We start from the raw sequence: 14958 nt of genomic DNA on the forward strand, positions 1-14958 counted from the left end.
CTCCCGAGCTGAAAAACACCCCCACGGGGGGCAGCGTTCCATGCGAAGCAGGTAAGCGTGGGGGCCTCATTTTTTAGCGAAGGGCCGCTCCCGAGCTGAAAAACACCCCCACGGGGGGCAGCGTTCCATGCGAAGCAGGTAAGCGTGGGGGCCTCATTTTTCAGCGAAGGGCCGCTCCCGAGATGAAAAACACCCCCACGGGGGGCAGCGTTCCATGCGAAGCAGGTAAGCGTGGGGGCCTCATTTTTCAGCGAAGGGCCGCTCCCGAGCTGAAAAACACCCCCACGGGGGGCAGCGTTCCATGCGAAGCAGGTAAGCGTGGGGGCCTCATTTTTTAGCGAAGGGCCGCTCCCGAGATGAAAAACACCCCCACGGGGGGCAGCGTTCCATGCGAAGCAGGTAAGCGTGGGGGCCTCATTTTTTAGCGAAGGGCCGCTCCCGAGATAAAAACACCCCCACGGGGGGCTATCCATGCAGCGCCCTGCCGTTTTTCCTTGTTCCTGATAGACTTACAGGTATACGCAATGCCACCTATGTCTACCAAAGCTCACCAAACCATTCTGACCGAACGAGGAATGCAAATCGCAGAGCGACGCATTCCTACGATGGCCGCAAAGGCAGGTCATGAGGCTTATTGGACCACGCTCCGGGATACGGGCGCGGTCACGGTAAAAATGGCAAATGGACAAGTCGTTGAGCGCATGCTTGATGGCAGCGTCACCGTCATCAAGAACATGGCGATTGGTAAGCGAGTCAAGCCTGGCACTATCCTCAGGCGTGTCAAGTAAGGCTGCTCAAGCCTATCCGGCAGCTACCACCATTAAACCAGCGCCGGCCCAACTGGCGCAGCCCCGCCTTCGCGTACTGGCAGGCCCCAATGGCTCGGGCAAAAGCACCATCAAACCCGAGTTGAAGCCTCAGTGGATAGGCGCGTTCATCAATGCCGACGAAATTGAAAAAGCTCTCCGTGTCTCCGGTGGGTTTTTGGCCCTGCGCGAGCTTGGTATCACTGGCGAATCTGGGGAAGTGCTGAGCCGGATCAAAAATACCCTTCAGACGTTCGGGCTGGACAAGCACCTGGATATGCAGGCACTGCTTGCCGGAATCACACTCAACGAAGAGCTGACTCTTTGGATACCCGGGCCTCACCACTCTTACCTGGCCGCCTCGCTTGCGGAAGCCATCCGCCAGGAATTGCTTCACGAAGGCAAGACCTTCACTTTTGAGACTGTCATGTCTCATCGGTCCAAGATCAACTTCATGCGCAAAGCCCGGGAGCACGGCTATCGCATCTACCTCTACTTCATGGCGACCGATGACCCGGCGATCAATATCGACCGTGTACACCGGCGCGTGCTGCAGGGCGGCCATTCGGTGCCCGATGACAAGGTCATGGACCGATATTACAAGTCCATCGCCCTGATGACAGAGGCTTGCGAGGTTGCGCACCGCGCCTATATTTTTGACAACTCAGGCGCCAAACACAAACTGCTGGCTGAAGTCACGGATTTCGACACGATCCGGCTGGAATCCAGTGTCATCAACCCCTGGTTGCTAGGCACCGATCTCTGGAAGACCTTCTCCTGATAGCCAGTCGCCATCGTGCTCTGACCTTCAAAGATCGAACACTTTCCGAAGCGTGTCAAAAATGATGCGCAAATCTCCCGCGACGGAGTGGTTGTCCACGTAGTCCAGGTAATAGCGTTGCTTGATGGGCATGACCTCCTGGACGTAGGTCGTCTCTGGATCATCGCTGGCCGCAAGCAGTTGCTCTTCGTGGCGAAACTCAATCGCTGCTCGGTCGGTAATACCGGGGCGAATGGACAAAATTCGCTGACGTGCCTGATCAGGGTACTTGGCCATATAACTCGGCACCTCCGGGCGTGGCCCCACAAGGCTCATGTCGCCCCTGACGACATCAATCAACTGCGGCAGCTCATCAAGCTTGCTTCGTCTCAGCCAGTATCCAGCGCGTGTAATGCGCGCATCGCCCGCCGCGGTCACTTGAGGTCCGGAACCTGACTGATGTACGCGCATGGTGCGAAACTTGTGGATGCGAAACAGGCGCCCTCCTCTCCCAACGCGCTCTTGCCTGAAGAGCGCCGGACCAGGCGAATCCAATCGCACCCAGAGAGCCACAAGTGCCATCAACGGCAGCGCAATAGGCAGAGCGGCCAAGGTGAGGCCGAGATCCAAAGCCCTTTTGGCAGCGGCCGAGCCGGAAGAGCTCATGCAGTAAGGCGATGACCGCCAGCAGACGCCACGCACTTCTGACCCGAACGCGCCAGAATTCCGATGATGACAGTCAAGTGGGTCACCGAACCACGGCCTTGAGCGCCGCGATGATTCGGCTCTGCTCGTCATCGCTCATGGCGGTGAACAGCGGGATGCTGAACATGCGCTGGTAGGCCTTCTCAGCCACAGGGAACTGCTCAGGCAAAAGCGCGTAACGGTCACGCCAGTAAGGCTGACGGTGCAGGGGCACATAGTGCACGCTGGTAGCGACCCCGGCATCAGACAGGCCCTGAATCACTTCGTCCCGAGTAGCTTTGGCATCATCTGAAAGTCTAAGCACAAAAAGGTGCCAGGCGTGCGTCTGGCCGGCAGGGGCTTGCGCCGGCAAAATCAGGGGCAAGTCTTGCAACTCAGCCAGGTAGCGCCCAGCCAATTGCTGCCGACGCTGTACAAAGTCCGGTAGCCGTTGCAACTGCACGCGGCCCAGTGCCCCTGCCATATCCGTCATGTTGTACTTGAAGCCCGGCGCTACGATCTCGTAATACCAGGAAGGCGTCTTGCTGGAGAAACGGTCAAACGCGTCACGGCTGATGCCATGCAGCCGCATGACCTTCATACGGTCTGCCAGTGCCTGATCCTTGGTGACAACCATGCCGCCCTCTCCCGTGGTCATGGTCTTGTTGGCATAAAAGCTGAACACCGTCGCCGCACTTGGCAACTGGCCAATGAGTACTCCTTCACTTGTCGCCGGCAGTGCGTGGGCGGCATCTTCCACCACATGCAGGCCATGTCTTCGTGCAATGTCGTGAATCCGTGACATGTCGCAGGCCAGACCGCCGTAATGCACGGGAAGAATGGCTTTGGTTCGCGGCGTGATGGCTGCTTCAATCCGGGAAGCGTCGATATTCAAAGTGGCCGGGTCGCTGTCCACGAGCACCGCGTCTGCCCCGAGGTAACGGGCCACCTCCACTGTGGCGGTGAAGGTTAGCGTAGGCGCGATGACTTCGTCGCCGAGGCCCACGCCGACGGCCTCCAGAGCCAGGTGCAGTCCAGCAGTGGCCGAGTTGACGGCAATGGCATGAAGACCGCCGCCCAAATAGGCAGCAAACTCCTGCTCGAACGCCCGTGTCTCGGGCCCGGTCGTGACCCAACCAGAGCGCATGGCGCGAGCCACCGCATCGATTTCGGCCTCACCTATGTCAGGTCGTGCAAAGGGAATGAAATTGTCAGCTGTGGACATAAGGTAAGGAAGAACAATTCAACGGGTGATTTTCGCCGACGCGGCCGAAACGCGCCGGCCGCAGACCATATCGAGCAAACCGCGCCAGGTACCCAGCCCGTATCCCAAGTGGAAGCTGGCAATCGCCAGAGGGACCAAAGCCGCGAACGTTGGTACTGTGCCGGCAGCACCATCCTGGGTAGTGGTCTGCGTCATGACCTTAGTAGCGCCGTTTGTGGCCGACCACGAAGCCAGGGCAAGATACGCCACATAGCTGCCCACAAGTACCATCATGGGAAGCGCACTCCAGAACAAAGCTGCCCCCGAGGCCATGAGCGCAGCCACAAAAAAGGCGGGAACCAATTGACGCAAGGAACCCGGCTGGCCGTGCTTGCGCATCACAAAGGGGCGCCAGTACCCGTACTGATATTGCTGCGCAAACAGCTTCGCCAGGGAGTTCCGGGATTGATACCAGGATCGTATGCGGCCACTTTGCCAGATACGCCCGCCTGCCAGGCGCAAGCGAAGGTTGTGCTCGTCATCCTGATTGCGCACCAGATCTTCGTCGAAAGTCCCTATGCGCTCAAACACACCGCGTGGCCAGCACCCCAGGTAGACCGTATCTACCGGACCTTCGTAATTGGCATCACGCGAGAGCGCGCCACCCACCACCCATCTGCACTGAAATGCGGCAGAGATGGCTCGGCTCGTGGCATCTGTGCCGCGCGCAACCCACGGTCCGCCGACGTTGTCGGCCCCGCTTTGATCCAGCGTAGCAATACATTGGGCGACATAGTCCGGCGCGAATTCAGTATGAATATCCATACGCACCACAACCGACCCACCCGAGCGCTTCAGACAGGCATTCAGGCCAGTGGACACAATCCGGCCAGGGTTGTCTACGAGTAACAGGCGGGAGTCCTGCAATGACCGCGCCTGCAAGTACTCGCGAGACCCATCATCACTGCCACCGTCTGCCACCAACAACTCCAAAACCCATCCAGGAGGCAGTTGCTGCGCAAGAGCCCGGTCGCAAAAGGCTTCGACGTAAGAGCGTTCGTTGCGGCATGGCGCTATCACGCTCACCAGTTGTTCGGCGGCGCCCCCAGAGACGTCTCCTTGCCCCTCTTTACCCGGCATGGTGAGTACCGCGTCCACGTCCAGGTCCACTTGCCAACAGTTGCCGATAGAGGCGATCCATGGCATCCATTTGCGCCCGCCGGTCGCCATTACGGGCGATACGCTCGCCATTGGATTGCCCGAGATAGGCCGCCTGACTGCCATCGTTCATCAATGACAGCCATTTCTGCGCCAGTGCGTCTGCATTGCCCGCTGGCACCAGCGCATCGGCGCCCAGCCAATCCCGGTTGGCAGGCAGGTCAGAAGCCAACACGGCCAGTCCGCACGCCATGCTTTCAAGAACGGACACAGAAGTGGCATCACTCTCCGGAACGCTGATGGACAGCCGGCACCGACCGAGCACCTCCGCCATACCTGCGTCGTCCAGTCGACCATGGAACTGCACAGCATCGGCCAGGCCAAGCGAATTGGCCTGCGCGCGCAAGGCAGATTCCTGTGATCCGCCACCCAAAAGATGAAGGCGCGCTTCACTTCGCTCGGCGTGGACTTTTGCGAAAGCTTCCAAGATCACGTCAATGCGGTAATTGGGCTCCCAACTGCGAAGGCTGACCGCTTCAAAGCTGGGTTTGGCTTCCCATGGTTCAGGCTTGAACCGATTCAGATCCACGCCCCAATGAATCAGCTCTGTACGCAATCCATGTCGCAGATTGCGAGCCGCAGCCAGAAGGTCTGGCGAATCGCCTGTAATCAGGTCGGCCTGACTCAGAGTCCACCCAGTCAACAGGCGCAATGCGAGGTTGCGCCGGGGTGTTACCAGTAAATCGCTGCCCCAGGCTGTCATGATCAGCGGCCTCGTGCCACAACGTGCAGCCAGGTATCCGTAGGAAGTGACATAGTGTGCATGGACGATGTCGGGATTCAAAGCTGCGATGGCCCGCCGCGCGGGAGACACGCGTGCGAGCCAATCCAGTGAACGAGTGACCGGGGGCAACACGATTTGCCGAACACCGGCAATGGGTTGCGGGCGCGCAGTGACCAGTGAAATCTGCCAGCCCCGCGCCAGCATTTCGCCTGCCCATCGTTGGACATGCACGCTGTTGGCGTCGCCTAGCAAGCACAAATGATGGCTCATCGATCAGTACCTTCAGAGCTCAGCGCCGCACGCCACCGCGCATAGGCGGCCTGCAAGGACGGTCTTTGCTCCAGCCAGACTTCATCCGCCTCCCGCGTGTCACCTACCACCTCTGCTGGACTGCCCGCCAGCACGGAAAAATCAGGAAACACACCGCGCACACGACTGTGAGAAGCAACCAAGGTTCCATGTCCTAGTGTGCTGCCCGCCTCAATGGTGCTGTGTGGACCAATAAAAGACCGCTCGCCAATCGATATGGGCGCCCGCAGCACAGCGCCCTCCGCCTCTTTCAAATCCTGCCCTGAAAGTTCTGCTGCCACGCGAACGCTGCGATGGGTGCTGTGACTGACTATGCTCACGAAATTGGTAATTTGCGTCCCACGCCCTATCCTGACGCCGGCACTGGCCTCTATGAAGTTGAAGTGGCCAATGAACACGTCATCACCCAGATGCAGGAATTGCTCATGCTCAATGCAGGTGCTAGGTGAAATGCGGGTGCCTGGCAGAATCAGGCCTTGGTGACGTTCACCAAAAAGAATACGGAAAAATAAACCGTGCCATAAGTTCCTTCGGCATCGGTTGACCCACGCACGGATCGCGTTCATGAGTGATCACCCTTTTGTTCTGAGGCTTCGCGAGGAGTCGGGACGTGAGGCCACCGAGCCAACCGATAAAAGTACCAACCAAAGTAAGGCAGCATGACGCCCGAAACGGCCCACGCTCCCCCTTGCAACCCACCGGCGCGAAGTCCTAGCGCCATTGCCAGCACAAAAGCGACCTGTCCTACCAGGGCCCAACGAAATGCCCATCTCTGTGCCTGCCATGCCATGGTTACCACGGCAAGTGGAGCGGCGACGAAATGCGCTGCAATATAGGGGGAAAGCGCCCGCGCCAACTCACCAGCTTCCCGCCAGGTGGGTCCAAATATCAACTCGAAAATCCATGGACCGGCTATCAGCAGCAGCCCCATGAGAGCCAACCCCAGCACGCCCAGAAGCGCCATCAACTGGCGCACCATCGCCCTTGCCGCATCTGGCTCAGCGCCGATCAGCCGGGGATAAAGCGCCTGCGACACGGCCGCACCGACCAACGTGGAAGGCGCCTTGAGGTAACGCAAGGCCAGGCCCCAGAAACCAGCCGCGGCCTCACCGGTCCAGGCCACCAGAAGCGCAACGGCCACCGCGTCTTGCAAGGTCCCCAGAAATGCATGGGGCGTGTTGATGAGCGCGAAATCCTTGTGCTTGATGGCCGTGGCGCGCATGGCGGACTTCATGGAGGCGGACGCGGGCTTCAACACCGAGCGCCACCCCCCCAAGGGGCTGGGCCGCAACAGCCATAGACTGGCTATCAGTTGGGCCAACAACGTCGCCACCACAAGGGCCCACGCGGTGTCCGCACCCAAAGGCCGCCCACCGGCCCCGCGCCACAGCAGGTAACCCAGAGCCAATTGAGCCACCGCCGCTCCGCCCCATTGGACCACTCGTCCCGCGGCGACCGCCTGGAATCGTTGGGCGCGGGTCGCCCACATCATGAGCAACTGCAACGCTGCCGAGAACCCCACGGCCAGCGGCAACAGGGTTGGCAAAGGCAGCAAGCCCGCCCCGTGCAGGCCCCAGGCCATGGGAATACAAAGTAAAACCACTGCCAAACCAATACGCAAAGCCAGCGCGAGCAATGCGCTCGCCTCGTCGTCTTGCCTGGCCATGGGCAGCGCCCAGTCGTAGCGCAGGCAAGCCGCCACTGCAATGGCCGCGGCAACGGTAGTGAACTGGGTGAAAAGACCCATCGCTTCCGGTGAAAAAATGCGGGCAATGAACGGGCCCAGCAGCAGTGGCAGCAGTTGTGCCAGCGCGCCTCCCGTCAACAGTGTGACGGTAGCCCGTAAAAGTGAGGAAGAAGGCGTTTTCATGCCTTGAACACGCGCAGCGATTTCCCCGAGCGTGCGCTCAAGAAAGCTCCAGCAATGCGGTTGAAGTAGGCCAAGAACATGAAGTTGGCAGACGGCGCCTAAAATGATGGGTTTGCCAGCCAGGGATTATCCCCGCGCCCTACCCCATTCCAATCTGTAGATCATGTCAGAACCCACCGCACTCAGCTCAGCCGCCCCCGAACAAGACGAGAATAAACTGATTGCAGAGCGCCGCGAGAAGCTCAAGGCCTTGCGGGAAGCCCAGGCGCAAAACGGCGGGGTGACCTTCCCCAACGATTTCAAGCCCAAAGACAGGGCGGCGCAACTTCATGAAGCCCACGGCGCTGCTGAAAAGCCAGCCATGGACGCGGACATCGCGGAAGGCAAGAAAATTGCAGCCAGCGTATCGGGCCGCATGATGCTCAAGCGCGTGATGGGTAAAGCCAGCTTTGCCACACTGCAAGACGCCTCAGGACGCATGCAGCTCTACATTGCCAGGGACGAAGTAGGCGAAGAAGCCTATACGGCCTTCAAGCATTGGGATCTGGGTGACATCGTCGCGGCCGAAGGGTATCTGTTCAAGACCAAGACGGGCGAACTCTCTATCCATGCCACCAGCATTCGCCTGCTCACCAAGAGCCTGCGTCCCCTGCCTGACAAATTCCATGGCATGCAGGACCAGGAACTGAAATACCGTCAGCGCTATGTAGATCTCATCATGGACGAGTCTGCGCGGGCCCGTTTCGTGGCGCGCAGCCAATCTTTGGCCGCCATGCGAGCCTTCATGACCGAAAGCGGCTTCATGGAAGTAGAAACACCCATGTTGCACCCTATCCCCGGTGGCGCCAATGCAAAGCCTTTTGTCACGCACCACAATGCGCTCGAACAGGAAATGTTCCTGCGCATTGCGCCTGAGCTCTATCTGAAGCGGCTCATTGTGGGCGGATTTGAGCGCGTGTTCGAAATCAACAGGAGTTTCCGCAACGAAGGCATCAGCGTGCGGCACAACCCTGAGTTCACCATGATGGAGTTCTACGCCGCATACTGGAACTACCTGGACCTGATGGACTTTACCGAAGCGCTTTTGCGCAACACGGCCCAGAAAGCCGTGGGAACTTTGCAGCTGGAGTACCAAGGCCGCAGTGTGGACCTGGGTCAACCATTCAAGCGCATGACCATCCGCGAAGCCATCAACACCCACACAGACATCGGTGCCCAGGTAGATGACTCTGCAGAGTTGATCAACCGCCTGAAAAAACTTGGACTCTCAGAAGAAAAGGACAGGCTTTCGACCCGAAGCCTGCCTTCGCTGCAGGTGATGTATTTCGAGGAGTCCGTGGAAGACAAGCTGTGGGAGCCTACTTTCATCATGGAGCACCCGACGGAGATCAGCCCTCTGGCGCGCGCCAACGATCAGCGGCCTGAAGTGACGGAGCGCTTTGAGCTCTACATCACCGGCCGTGAAATCGCAAACGGCTTCAGCGAGCTGAATGACGCTGAAGACCAGGCAGCTCGTCTGCAAGCACAGGTGGCGTCGAAAGATTCCGGGGATGATGAAGCCATGTTCTATGACGCAGATTTCGTGCGTGCACTGGAATACGGCATGCCTCCCACAGGTGGCTGCGGCGTTGGAATAGACCGTCTCATGATGCTGTTGACCGATTCGCCGAGCATCCGCGATGTGATTCTGTTCCCCGCATTGCGCCGGGAAGCCTGATTTGCTCTCAAAACCAACAAACCGTTCACACTGAGCTTGGCCTGTCCTGAGCTTGACGAAGGGTCGAAGCGTTGCGCAAGCCTTCGACAGGCTCAGGCCAAACGGTTTTCCTGTTTCAACTTCACTCTTCGGTTGACAGAAACCATAGAGCCTCAGCCCGAACGGCTTTCGTAGTGATCGACCGAGACTCGACATAGGCGGTAAACCGGAAGAAAGAGGCTTTGAATGAGCCCTTCACTTCCCGCCTGGGTTTTAACAGCGTTCAGCGAGCGGGCGGCTCTGCCGTCTGATTCTCAGAGACTTCACGCCACGATACATCTTGCACGCCTGTCGGCACTGAAGCGCCCGTCGCACTGGCAGTATCTGCTCTCGGGGTGGCGCTTGCCGCTGGTTGGCGCGACGGCCAACGCTGGCGGGTCATCTCACGGTAACGGCGCCAAAGCAAGGTCACTGTGGCCGGGCGGCCGGTGAATACGCTCATGACCAGGCTGGCAATGACTCCAAACGCCAGCCAAACGAGCAGGCTAAGTGCAAAAAGCAGGCCAACCAGCGCCAGCGTAGCCCACACCATCAGTCCAAGCACGCGCGAAGCAATGCGCTCCAGGCTGCTGGTATTGCGGTTGTAAGGGGGCGGCAATTGTTGGGAAAACATCTGGCTCATAAGAAATGGACCACTTTCAGGCTTTGAAGTTCAATTTCTGGCGCGTTTCATTAACCGGCAATCAATGCCAGGGAGCGTAAATACTCCGAAGACCGCGTCAGCTCTTCCCAGTTGGGGGCGGGTTGCCTAGGTAACAAGGCCTTCCTTCTTGATTCACTTTGCTCAGAGGGTACCCATTGCCCACTAGCGTGCGCCTCAGCAAGGCCGGCGAGCGCCTCATCCAGGACCCGCCCTCCATGCAAAGATTGGTTGCACAACAGAGCAAGATCGCAGCCAGCGGTCAAGGCGGCCAGTATGGCCTCCAGCGGGGTGACGGTACGCCCATCTATATGCCGCGCCGCCTCCATGCTCAGATCGTCCGTAAAAATGGCACCCTCAAACCCCATGCGGCCCCTCAGCACGGCCTGTAGCCACCGGGCAGAATATCCTGCCGGTCTGGAATCCACCTTCGGATAAACCACATGGGCAGCCATCACGGCGTCCAGGGCAGTGCCAAGCCAGCCATAGGGCGCGGCATCCGCGCCCAGTATGGCCTTCAGACCACGTGTATCTCGTGGTAAGTGGGTGTGGGAATCCGCCGCCACAAAGCCGTGGCCGGGAAAATGCTTCCCACAGTTGCCCATACCTGCTCGCAGCAACCCGTGCATCACGCTTTTGGCCAGCATGCTGACGACGCGAGCGTCTTCATGGAAGGCGCGGTCTCCGATCACGCCCGAGGGCCCCCAGTCGAGGTCGAGCACAGGTGTGAATGAGAAATCCACGCCGCAAGCGCGCAGTTCGGCTGCCAGGACATATCCGCAGGCGGTAGCAGCCTCCTGGGCACGCATGGCGTCCTGCATCCAGATTTCACCTAATTTGCGCATGGCCGGCAGATGAGTAAAGCCATCTGTACGAAAACGCTGCACACGGCCGCCTTCGTGGTCCACGCAGATGAGCAAATCGGGACGCAGTTCTTTGATACTGACCGTCAGTTGCGTAAGTTGCTCTCGGCTTTCCCAGTTACGACTGAACAAGATCATGCCACCCACCAGCGGGTGTGCCAGCCGACGGCGATCGTCTGCGGTCAAGGTGTGACCCGCAATATCGACAACGAGTGCAGCGTGAGTCATGCTGCTCACGCGACCTGGTTGCCTGCTTCAATGCAGCGCAGATATTCGGCAACCGCCTGGGCATAGCCTAGATCCAAAGCGTCTGCGATAAGCGCATGGCCAATGGACACTTCAGCCACACCGGGCACCTGCTTGAGAAACTCAGCAAGATTGTCACGATTCAAATCGTGGCCGGCGTTGACACCCATGCCCACGTCCAATGCGGCGCGCGCAGCGGCTGCATAGCGCTGCAGTTGCTCTGTCCGCTGGGATTCCCGTTCACTCGCCCAGGCTGCCGCATAGGGCTCCGTATACAACTCGACGCGATCAGCGCCTAGCGCGCGTGCCGCCGCCATCTGTTGGGGTAACGGATCCATGAACAAGCTCACTCGAACCCCGCTGGCCTTGGCCGCCGCAATCAAGGGCGCGAGTCGCTCTCTTGTCGCGGTGTCCTCAAGATTCCACCCATGGTCACTTGTGAACTGGTCTTCGCTGTCAGGCACAAAGGTGCACTGATCAGGACGCACGACACTGACAAATTCCATGAGGTTCTGGGTCGGATTTCCCTCAATGTTGTATTCACGCCCCGGCCATTGCTTCATTAGCGCAGCCAGTTCATGCACGTCCTGAGCTCTGATATGGCGCTCATCGGGGCGGGGATGCACCGTAATGCCATGCGCCCCCGCCTGCAGGCAAGCTTGAGCAGCTTTAGTGACGCTGGGAATGCCCAAATGGCGCGTATTGCGCACCAGGGCGACCTTGTTGACATTGACGGAGAGGTTGGTTTTCACGATGTAAAGGATTGCAGGTCGATCATCATCTGGCGGGTGCGCAAAATGCCACCCCCACAATGGTAGTGCAGTAATTCGCGCAACTGCTGCCGCAGGCCTGAACGCGATTCACCAGGCAAGCCGGCGCAAACGTTGAGCGCGGCAGTGAAAGGTGCTTCATCATCCAATGCGGCAGCCAGGCTCAACCAATGGCGGCCAAGCAGCCACGCCCCACTCTGCTCACCCTGTGCGCTGCGTAACCCACCTTCAGCAACCAGGCTGTACCGATCTTGAGGTGCCAAAGGCTCAAATGTGAGAGTCTGAGCATCGAGCGCAGGCAGATGTCCCGTTTCGCGAAGCAGAAGCAATTCAAACGCTCGCAGAGCTGACGCATGAAGCGTCTCGCCTTTCTCGGCTGCAAGCACATGAACTAGAGCGGAATAAACGTCAAACAGCCGAGCATGCCCATCCTCACGCGCCAGCAGGCGCATGAGCAATTCATTGGCGTAATAGCCAGAGAGCAAGGCATCACCCGTCGGCATGACATGGCCACCTGCCCATTCGGCGCTCTTGAGGGTCCGGATTTCCGCATCTCCACCCCAGCTGAGCAGCAGAGGCTGCAGCGGTAACAGGACCGGACGGAAGTTCGAAGACGGGCGCTTGGCACCCTTGGCAACCAGCGCCATCCGACCATAGGCGCGGGTAAAGACCTCCGCTATGACACTGGATTCACTCCAGTCATAGTGGTGCAGGACGAACCCCGGTTCGTGATTGACGCGTTTCACCGTATGTGCATTCGAGCTCCACCCCGATACGTCAGCCGGTTAGGGTTCGATGGGCTAACGAGGTGGACGTGCGTGCATGGGTGGCACGCGTGTGGAATTGAACGCACTGGCCCTCACCCCTGCCCTCTCCCGCCGGCGGGAGAGAGGGTAAAAATCAGGAAGCTGCGGAGCAGGCCGGAAGCGGTGGCCGTAGAGCTGATTGCTTTTGTGTAAGGGCACCCGGCATGGGGGCGCCCGGCATAGGGGGCCCTAGCGCAGCGGGAAGGCACAAAGGGTCCCAGGATGGGCCTACTCATATCCAAAGCTGCGCAGTCTCGCCTCATCGTCTGCCCAACCGGAGCGGACCTTGACCCAAAGCTCAAGAAACACCTTGCAATCCATAAGCTTCTCAAGTTCCTGCCTGGCTTCCGTGCCTATGCGCTTGAGCCGCTCACCTTTCTCGCCGATGATCATGGCCTTGTGTCCGTCGCGTTCAACCACAATAGTTGCGGCCACGCGCACCATGCGCCCGTGAGCTTTGCTCTTTTCTTCATCGAATTTGTCGATGATGACCGTCGAGGTATAGGGCAACTCATCGCCCGTCAAGCGAAACAGCTTCTCACGCACTACTTCGCTGCACAGGAACTTCTCGCTCTTGTCGGTAAGCTCGTCTTCGGAATACCACCAGCCCTGCTCCGGAAGGTAGCGTTCGCAGATCGTGAGCAGGCGTGCCACATCCTTGGAGTTCTTGGCCGACATGGGCACAAACTCTGTAAAAGCGTGCCGCTCCTGCATATCCTTCAGCCAAGGGGCAATTTCAGCGCGCCTGTGTACGTTATCGAGCTTGTTGGCGACCAATAGCGTTGGCGTGCGTTCGTTCAGCAATGCCAGCACTTTGGCATCGCCCAAGGTGAAGCTTCCGGCCTCGACAACGAACAGCACGAGATCGACGCCATCAATGGCCCCGACCACAGTCTTGTTGAGCGATTTGTTCAGCGCTGTGCTGTGTCGAGTCTGGAACCCTGGTGTGTCCACGAAGACGAACTGTGTCCCTCCCCCGTCACCCGTAGGCAATGTACGGATGCCGGTGATGCGATGGCGTGTCGTCTGCGCTTTCCGACTGGTGATACTGATTTTCTGGCCGACAAGCGCATTCAGGAGTGTCGACTTACCGACATTGGGCTTACCAACGATGGCGATCAGTCCACAGCGTTGGGTGGCACCTTGCGTACCGGCAGGTTCAACGTGGGCTTGAACTTCTGATGGCTCCTGGCCGTCAGCTGTGCTTTTTTTTGTTTCTGTCATGTTGGGTCTGGTTCACGAGCTTCAGCATGGCTGCTGCTGCAGCTTGCTCACCCGCGCGGCGCGACGGGCCGCTGCCGATTTGGTGAAGATTCAATTCAACGATGGTGCACTGCACATCAAAGGTCTGACGGTGAGCAGCGCCGTGGATTCCTGCCACGCTGTACTGAGGCAACTGCATCTTGCGCCCTTGCAGCCATTCCTGCAAGGCAGTTTTAGGATCTTTGGCCGCAGCCTGCATTCCAGGATTGATTTCCACCTGATCAAACAGTCTGCCGACAAGAGCCTGCGCTGCTGAAAAGCCTGAATCAAGATACACCGCGCCAATCAGTGCTTCCACCGCATCGGCCAAAATAGAAGGTCGCTTTTGACCGCCAGAGCGTAATTCACCCTCACCTAAACGCAGTTGTTCAGGCAAATCCAGCTCCAGGGCGAGGCGGTGCAAAGTGTCCTGTTTGACCAGGTTGGCGCGTACCCGGGAGAGATCGCCCTCCGGCAGATCGGACAAGGCTTCATAAAGCAAATGAGCCACACACAGATTCAAAACCGAGTCGCCTAGAAACTCCAACCGCTCGTTGTGGTCGGCTGAAAAACTGCGGTGCGTAAGGGCTCGAGCCAGCAGGGCTGGCTCCTTAAAACGGTGCTGCAGGCGCGCCTGCAGGGTATCAAGCGCGGACTGCATAACGATACAAAAGCGGCTTCAGTTATAGCCCCCAGCAGAGGAGCCGGCGTATTTAATAAGAAGATAGGCCGGGCCAAACAGCGCAATTTCCTTCTCATAGGCAAACCTGACCACAATCTTGTCACCTTCTTTGGTGATATCGAGGTCTTTGCCAGAAATGGAACTGATGTAGTCCACCGATGCAGTGCGATCGAAGGCAGCACGTACGGCAGGAACGGTATCTCCGTCTGCCGCGGCTTTCTTGGCGGCCTTCTGGATGGACATGAATTCACTGGCCGTGGGCACTACCTTGGCTCCCACGATGGCCAGGAAGGCAAAGACCACTCCCAGAAAAAGCAGGCCAATGAAAGATATTCCCTTTTGAGAAGAGATGCGCCCGGTGTTCATGCGCCTTCTGAT

At 58.7% G+C, this 14958-nt stretch carries 16 protein-coding genes; 3 read left to right on the forward strand and 13 right to left on the reverse strand.

The annotated features are described in order from the left end of the window. The first annotated feature begins 533 nt into the window (after window positions 1-533). Both ABIE13_RS06955 and ABIE13_RS06960 read left to right on the forward strand, forming a co-directional pair. Window positions 534-788, forward strand: coding sequence for a hypothetical protein (locus tag ABIE13_RS06955; RefSeq protein ID WP_354442379.1), 255 nt, complete (start codon window positions 534-536; stop codon window positions 786-788). Continuing rightward, entirely contained in the window at window positions 778-1587 is an 810-nt protein-coding gene (locus ABIE13_RS06960; protein ID WP_354442381.1) for a zeta toxin family protein, read from the forward strand. Before ABIE13_RS06955 ends, ABIE13_RS06960 begins: the two co-directional genes overlap by 11 nt. 27 nt (window positions 1588-1614) lie before the next feature. Here ABIE13_RS06960 and ABIE13_RS06965 read toward each other — a convergent pair whose 3' ends face one another. The 6 genes from ABIE13_RS06965 to ABIE13_RS06990 form a co-directional block, all read right to left on the reverse strand. Next, a complete protein-coding gene (locus tag ABIE13_RS06965) occupies window positions 1615-2232 on the reverse strand; it encodes a sugar transferase (RefSeq protein ID WP_354442383.1) in 618 nt (205 codons plus the stop codon). An 82-nt stretch (window positions 2233-2314) separates the two neighbouring features. Then, window positions 2315-3475: a DegT/DnrJ/EryC1/StrS family aminotransferase gene (locus tag ABIE13_RS06970; RefSeq protein ID WP_354442385.1), complete on the reverse strand. Its 1161-nt coding sequence runs from the start codon at window positions 3473-3475 to the stop codon at window positions 2315-2317. An 18-nt stretch (window positions 3476-3493) separates the two neighbouring features. Further along, entirely contained in the window at window positions 3494-4594 is a 1101-nt protein-coding gene (locus tag ABIE13_RS06975) for a glycosyltransferase family 2 protein (RefSeq protein ID WP_354442923.1), read from the reverse strand. Continuing rightward, window positions 4584-5666: a glycosyltransferase gene (locus ABIE13_RS06980; protein ID WP_354442387.1), complete on the reverse strand. Its 1083-nt coding sequence runs from the start codon at window positions 5664-5666 to the stop codon at window positions 4584-4586. Before ABIE13_RS06980 ends, ABIE13_RS06975 begins: the two co-directional genes overlap by 11 nt. After that, the gene (locus ABIE13_RS06985) at window positions 5663-6271 is read right to left on the reverse strand and encodes an acyltransferase (protein WP_354442389.1); all 609 of its coding nucleotides are present in this window, start codon (window positions 6269-6271) and stop codon (window positions 5663-5665) included. Before ABIE13_RS06985 ends, ABIE13_RS06980 begins: the two co-directional genes overlap by 4 nt. After that, window positions 6268-7575, reverse strand: coding sequence for a lipopolysaccharide biosynthesis protein (locus ABIE13_RS06990; RefSeq protein WP_354442391.1), 1308 nt, complete (start codon window positions 7573-7575; stop codon window positions 6268-6270). The genes ABIE13_RS06985 and ABIE13_RS06990 overlap by 4 nt, the downstream gene beginning before the upstream one ends. 163 nt (window positions 7576-7738) lie before the next feature. Between ABIE13_RS06990 and lysS the strand changes: the two genes are divergently transcribed. Beyond that, the gene (gene lysS, locus ABIE13_RS06995) at window positions 7739-9292 is read left to right on the forward strand and encodes a lysine--tRNA ligase (protein ID WP_354442393.1); all 1554 of its coding nucleotides are present in this window, start codon (window positions 7739-7741) and stop codon (window positions 9290-9292) included. A 262-nt stretch (window positions 9293-9554) separates the two neighbouring features. Here lysS and ABIE13_RS07000 read toward each other — a convergent pair whose 3' ends face one another. The 7 genes from ABIE13_RS07000 to ABIE13_RS07030 form a co-directional block, all read right to left on the reverse strand. After that, on the reverse strand, window positions 9555-9944 hold the full coding sequence (locus tag ABIE13_RS07000) for a hypothetical protein (protein ID WP_354442394.1): 390 nt from the start codon (window positions 9942-9944) through the stop codon (window positions 9555-9557). Between the two features lie 59 nt (window positions 9945-10003). After that, the gene (nagZ, locus tag ABIE13_RS07005) at window positions 10004-11062 is read right to left on the reverse strand and encodes a beta-N-acetylhexosaminidase (RefSeq protein WP_354442395.1); all 1059 of its coding nucleotides are present in this window, start codon (window positions 11060-11062) and stop codon (window positions 10004-10006) included. A gap of 5 nt (window positions 11063-11067) precedes the next feature. Further along, window positions 11068-11832, reverse strand: a complete 765-nt coding sequence (locus ABIE13_RS07010) for a pyridoxine 5'-phosphate synthase (protein WP_354442397.1) — start codon at window positions 11830-11832, stop codon at window positions 11068-11070. After that, the gene (gene recO / locus ABIE13_RS07015; protein WP_354442399.1) at window positions 11829-12596 is read right to left on the reverse strand and encodes a DNA repair protein RecO; all 768 of its coding nucleotides are present in this window, start codon (window positions 12594-12596) and stop codon (window positions 11829-11831) included. The genes ABIE13_RS07010 and recO overlap by 4 nt, the downstream gene beginning before the upstream one ends. 288 nt (window positions 12597-12884) lie before the next feature. After that, the gene (gene era, locus ABIE13_RS07020; protein WP_354442401.1) at window positions 12885-13880 is read right to left on the reverse strand and encodes a GTPase Era; all 996 of its coding nucleotides are present in this window, start codon (window positions 13878-13880) and stop codon (window positions 12885-12887) included. Continuing rightward, window positions 13852-14559, reverse strand: coding sequence for a ribonuclease III (gene rnc, locus ABIE13_RS07025; protein ID WP_354442402.1), 708 nt, complete (start codon window positions 14557-14559; stop codon window positions 13852-13854). The genes era and rnc overlap by 29 nt, the downstream gene beginning before the upstream one ends. Window positions 14560-14577: 18 nt before the next feature. Then, window positions 14578-14946, reverse strand: coding sequence for a DUF4845 domain-containing protein (locus ABIE13_RS07030; protein WP_354442403.1), 369 nt, complete (start codon window positions 14944-14946; stop codon window positions 14578-14580). Window positions 14947-14958 lie beyond the last annotated feature (12 nt).

This window comes from Ottowia thiooxydans (assembly GCF_040548795.1).
GTDB classification, from domain to species: domain Bacteria; phylum Pseudomonadota; class Gammaproteobacteria; order Burkholderiales; family Burkholderiaceae_C; genus Ottowia; species Ottowia thiooxydans_A.

What these genes read in the sequence shown, in the direction of transcription:
- lysS (WP_354442393.1), top strand. Translation starts at nt 7,739, where the DNA reads ATGTCAGAACCCACCGCACTCAGCTCAGCCGCCCCCGAACAAGACGAG.
- ABIE13_RS07030 (WP_354442403.1), bottom strand. Translation starts at nt 14,946, where the DNA reads ATGAACACCGGGCGCATCTCTTCTCAAAAGGGAATATCTTTCATTGGC.
- ABIE13_RS06955 (WP_354442379.1), top strand. Translation starts at nt 534, where the DNA reads ATGTCTACCAAAGCTCACCAAACCATTCTGACCGAACGAGGAATGCAA.
- rnc (WP_354442402.1), bottom strand. Translation starts at nt 14,559, where the DNA reads ATGCAGTCCGCGCTTGATACCCTGCAGGCGCGCCTGCAGCACCGTTTT.
- ABIE13_RS06965 (WP_354442383.1), bottom strand. Translation starts at nt 2,232, where the DNA reads ATGAGCTCTTCCGGCTCGGCCGCTGCCAAAAGGGCTTTGGATCTCGGC.
- ABIE13_RS06980 (WP_354442387.1), bottom strand. Translation starts at nt 5,666, where the DNA reads ATGAGCCATCATTTGTGCTTGCTAGGCGACGCCAACAGCGTGCATGTC.
- era (WP_354442401.1), bottom strand. Translation starts at nt 13,880, where the DNA reads ATGACAGAAACAAAAAAAAGCACAGCTGACGGCCAGGAGCCATCAGAA.
- ABIE13_RS06970 (WP_354442385.1), bottom strand. Translation starts at nt 3,475, where the DNA reads ATGTCCACAGCTGACAATTTCATTCCCTTTGCACGACCTGACATAGGT.
- ABIE13_RS07000 (WP_354442394.1), bottom strand. Translation starts at nt 9,944, where the DNA reads ATGTTTTCCCAACAATTGCCGCCCCCTTACAACCGCAATACCAGCAGC.
- ABIE13_RS06990 (WP_354442391.1), bottom strand. Translation starts at nt 7,575, where the DNA reads ATGAAAACGCCTTCTTCCTCACTTTTACGGGCTACCGTCACACTGTTG.
- nagZ (WP_354442395.1), bottom strand. Translation starts at nt 11,062, where the DNA reads ATGACTCACGCTGCACTCGTTGTCGATATTGCGGGTCACACCTTGACC.
- ABIE13_RS06975 (WP_354442923.1), bottom strand. Translation starts at nt 4,594, where the DNA reads ATGCCGGGTAAAGAGGGGCAAGGAGACGTCTCTGGGGGCGCCGCCGAA.
- ABIE13_RS06985 (WP_354442389.1), bottom strand. Translation starts at nt 6,271, where the DNA reads ATGAACGCGATCCGTGCGTGGGTCAACCGATGCCGAAGGAACTTATGG.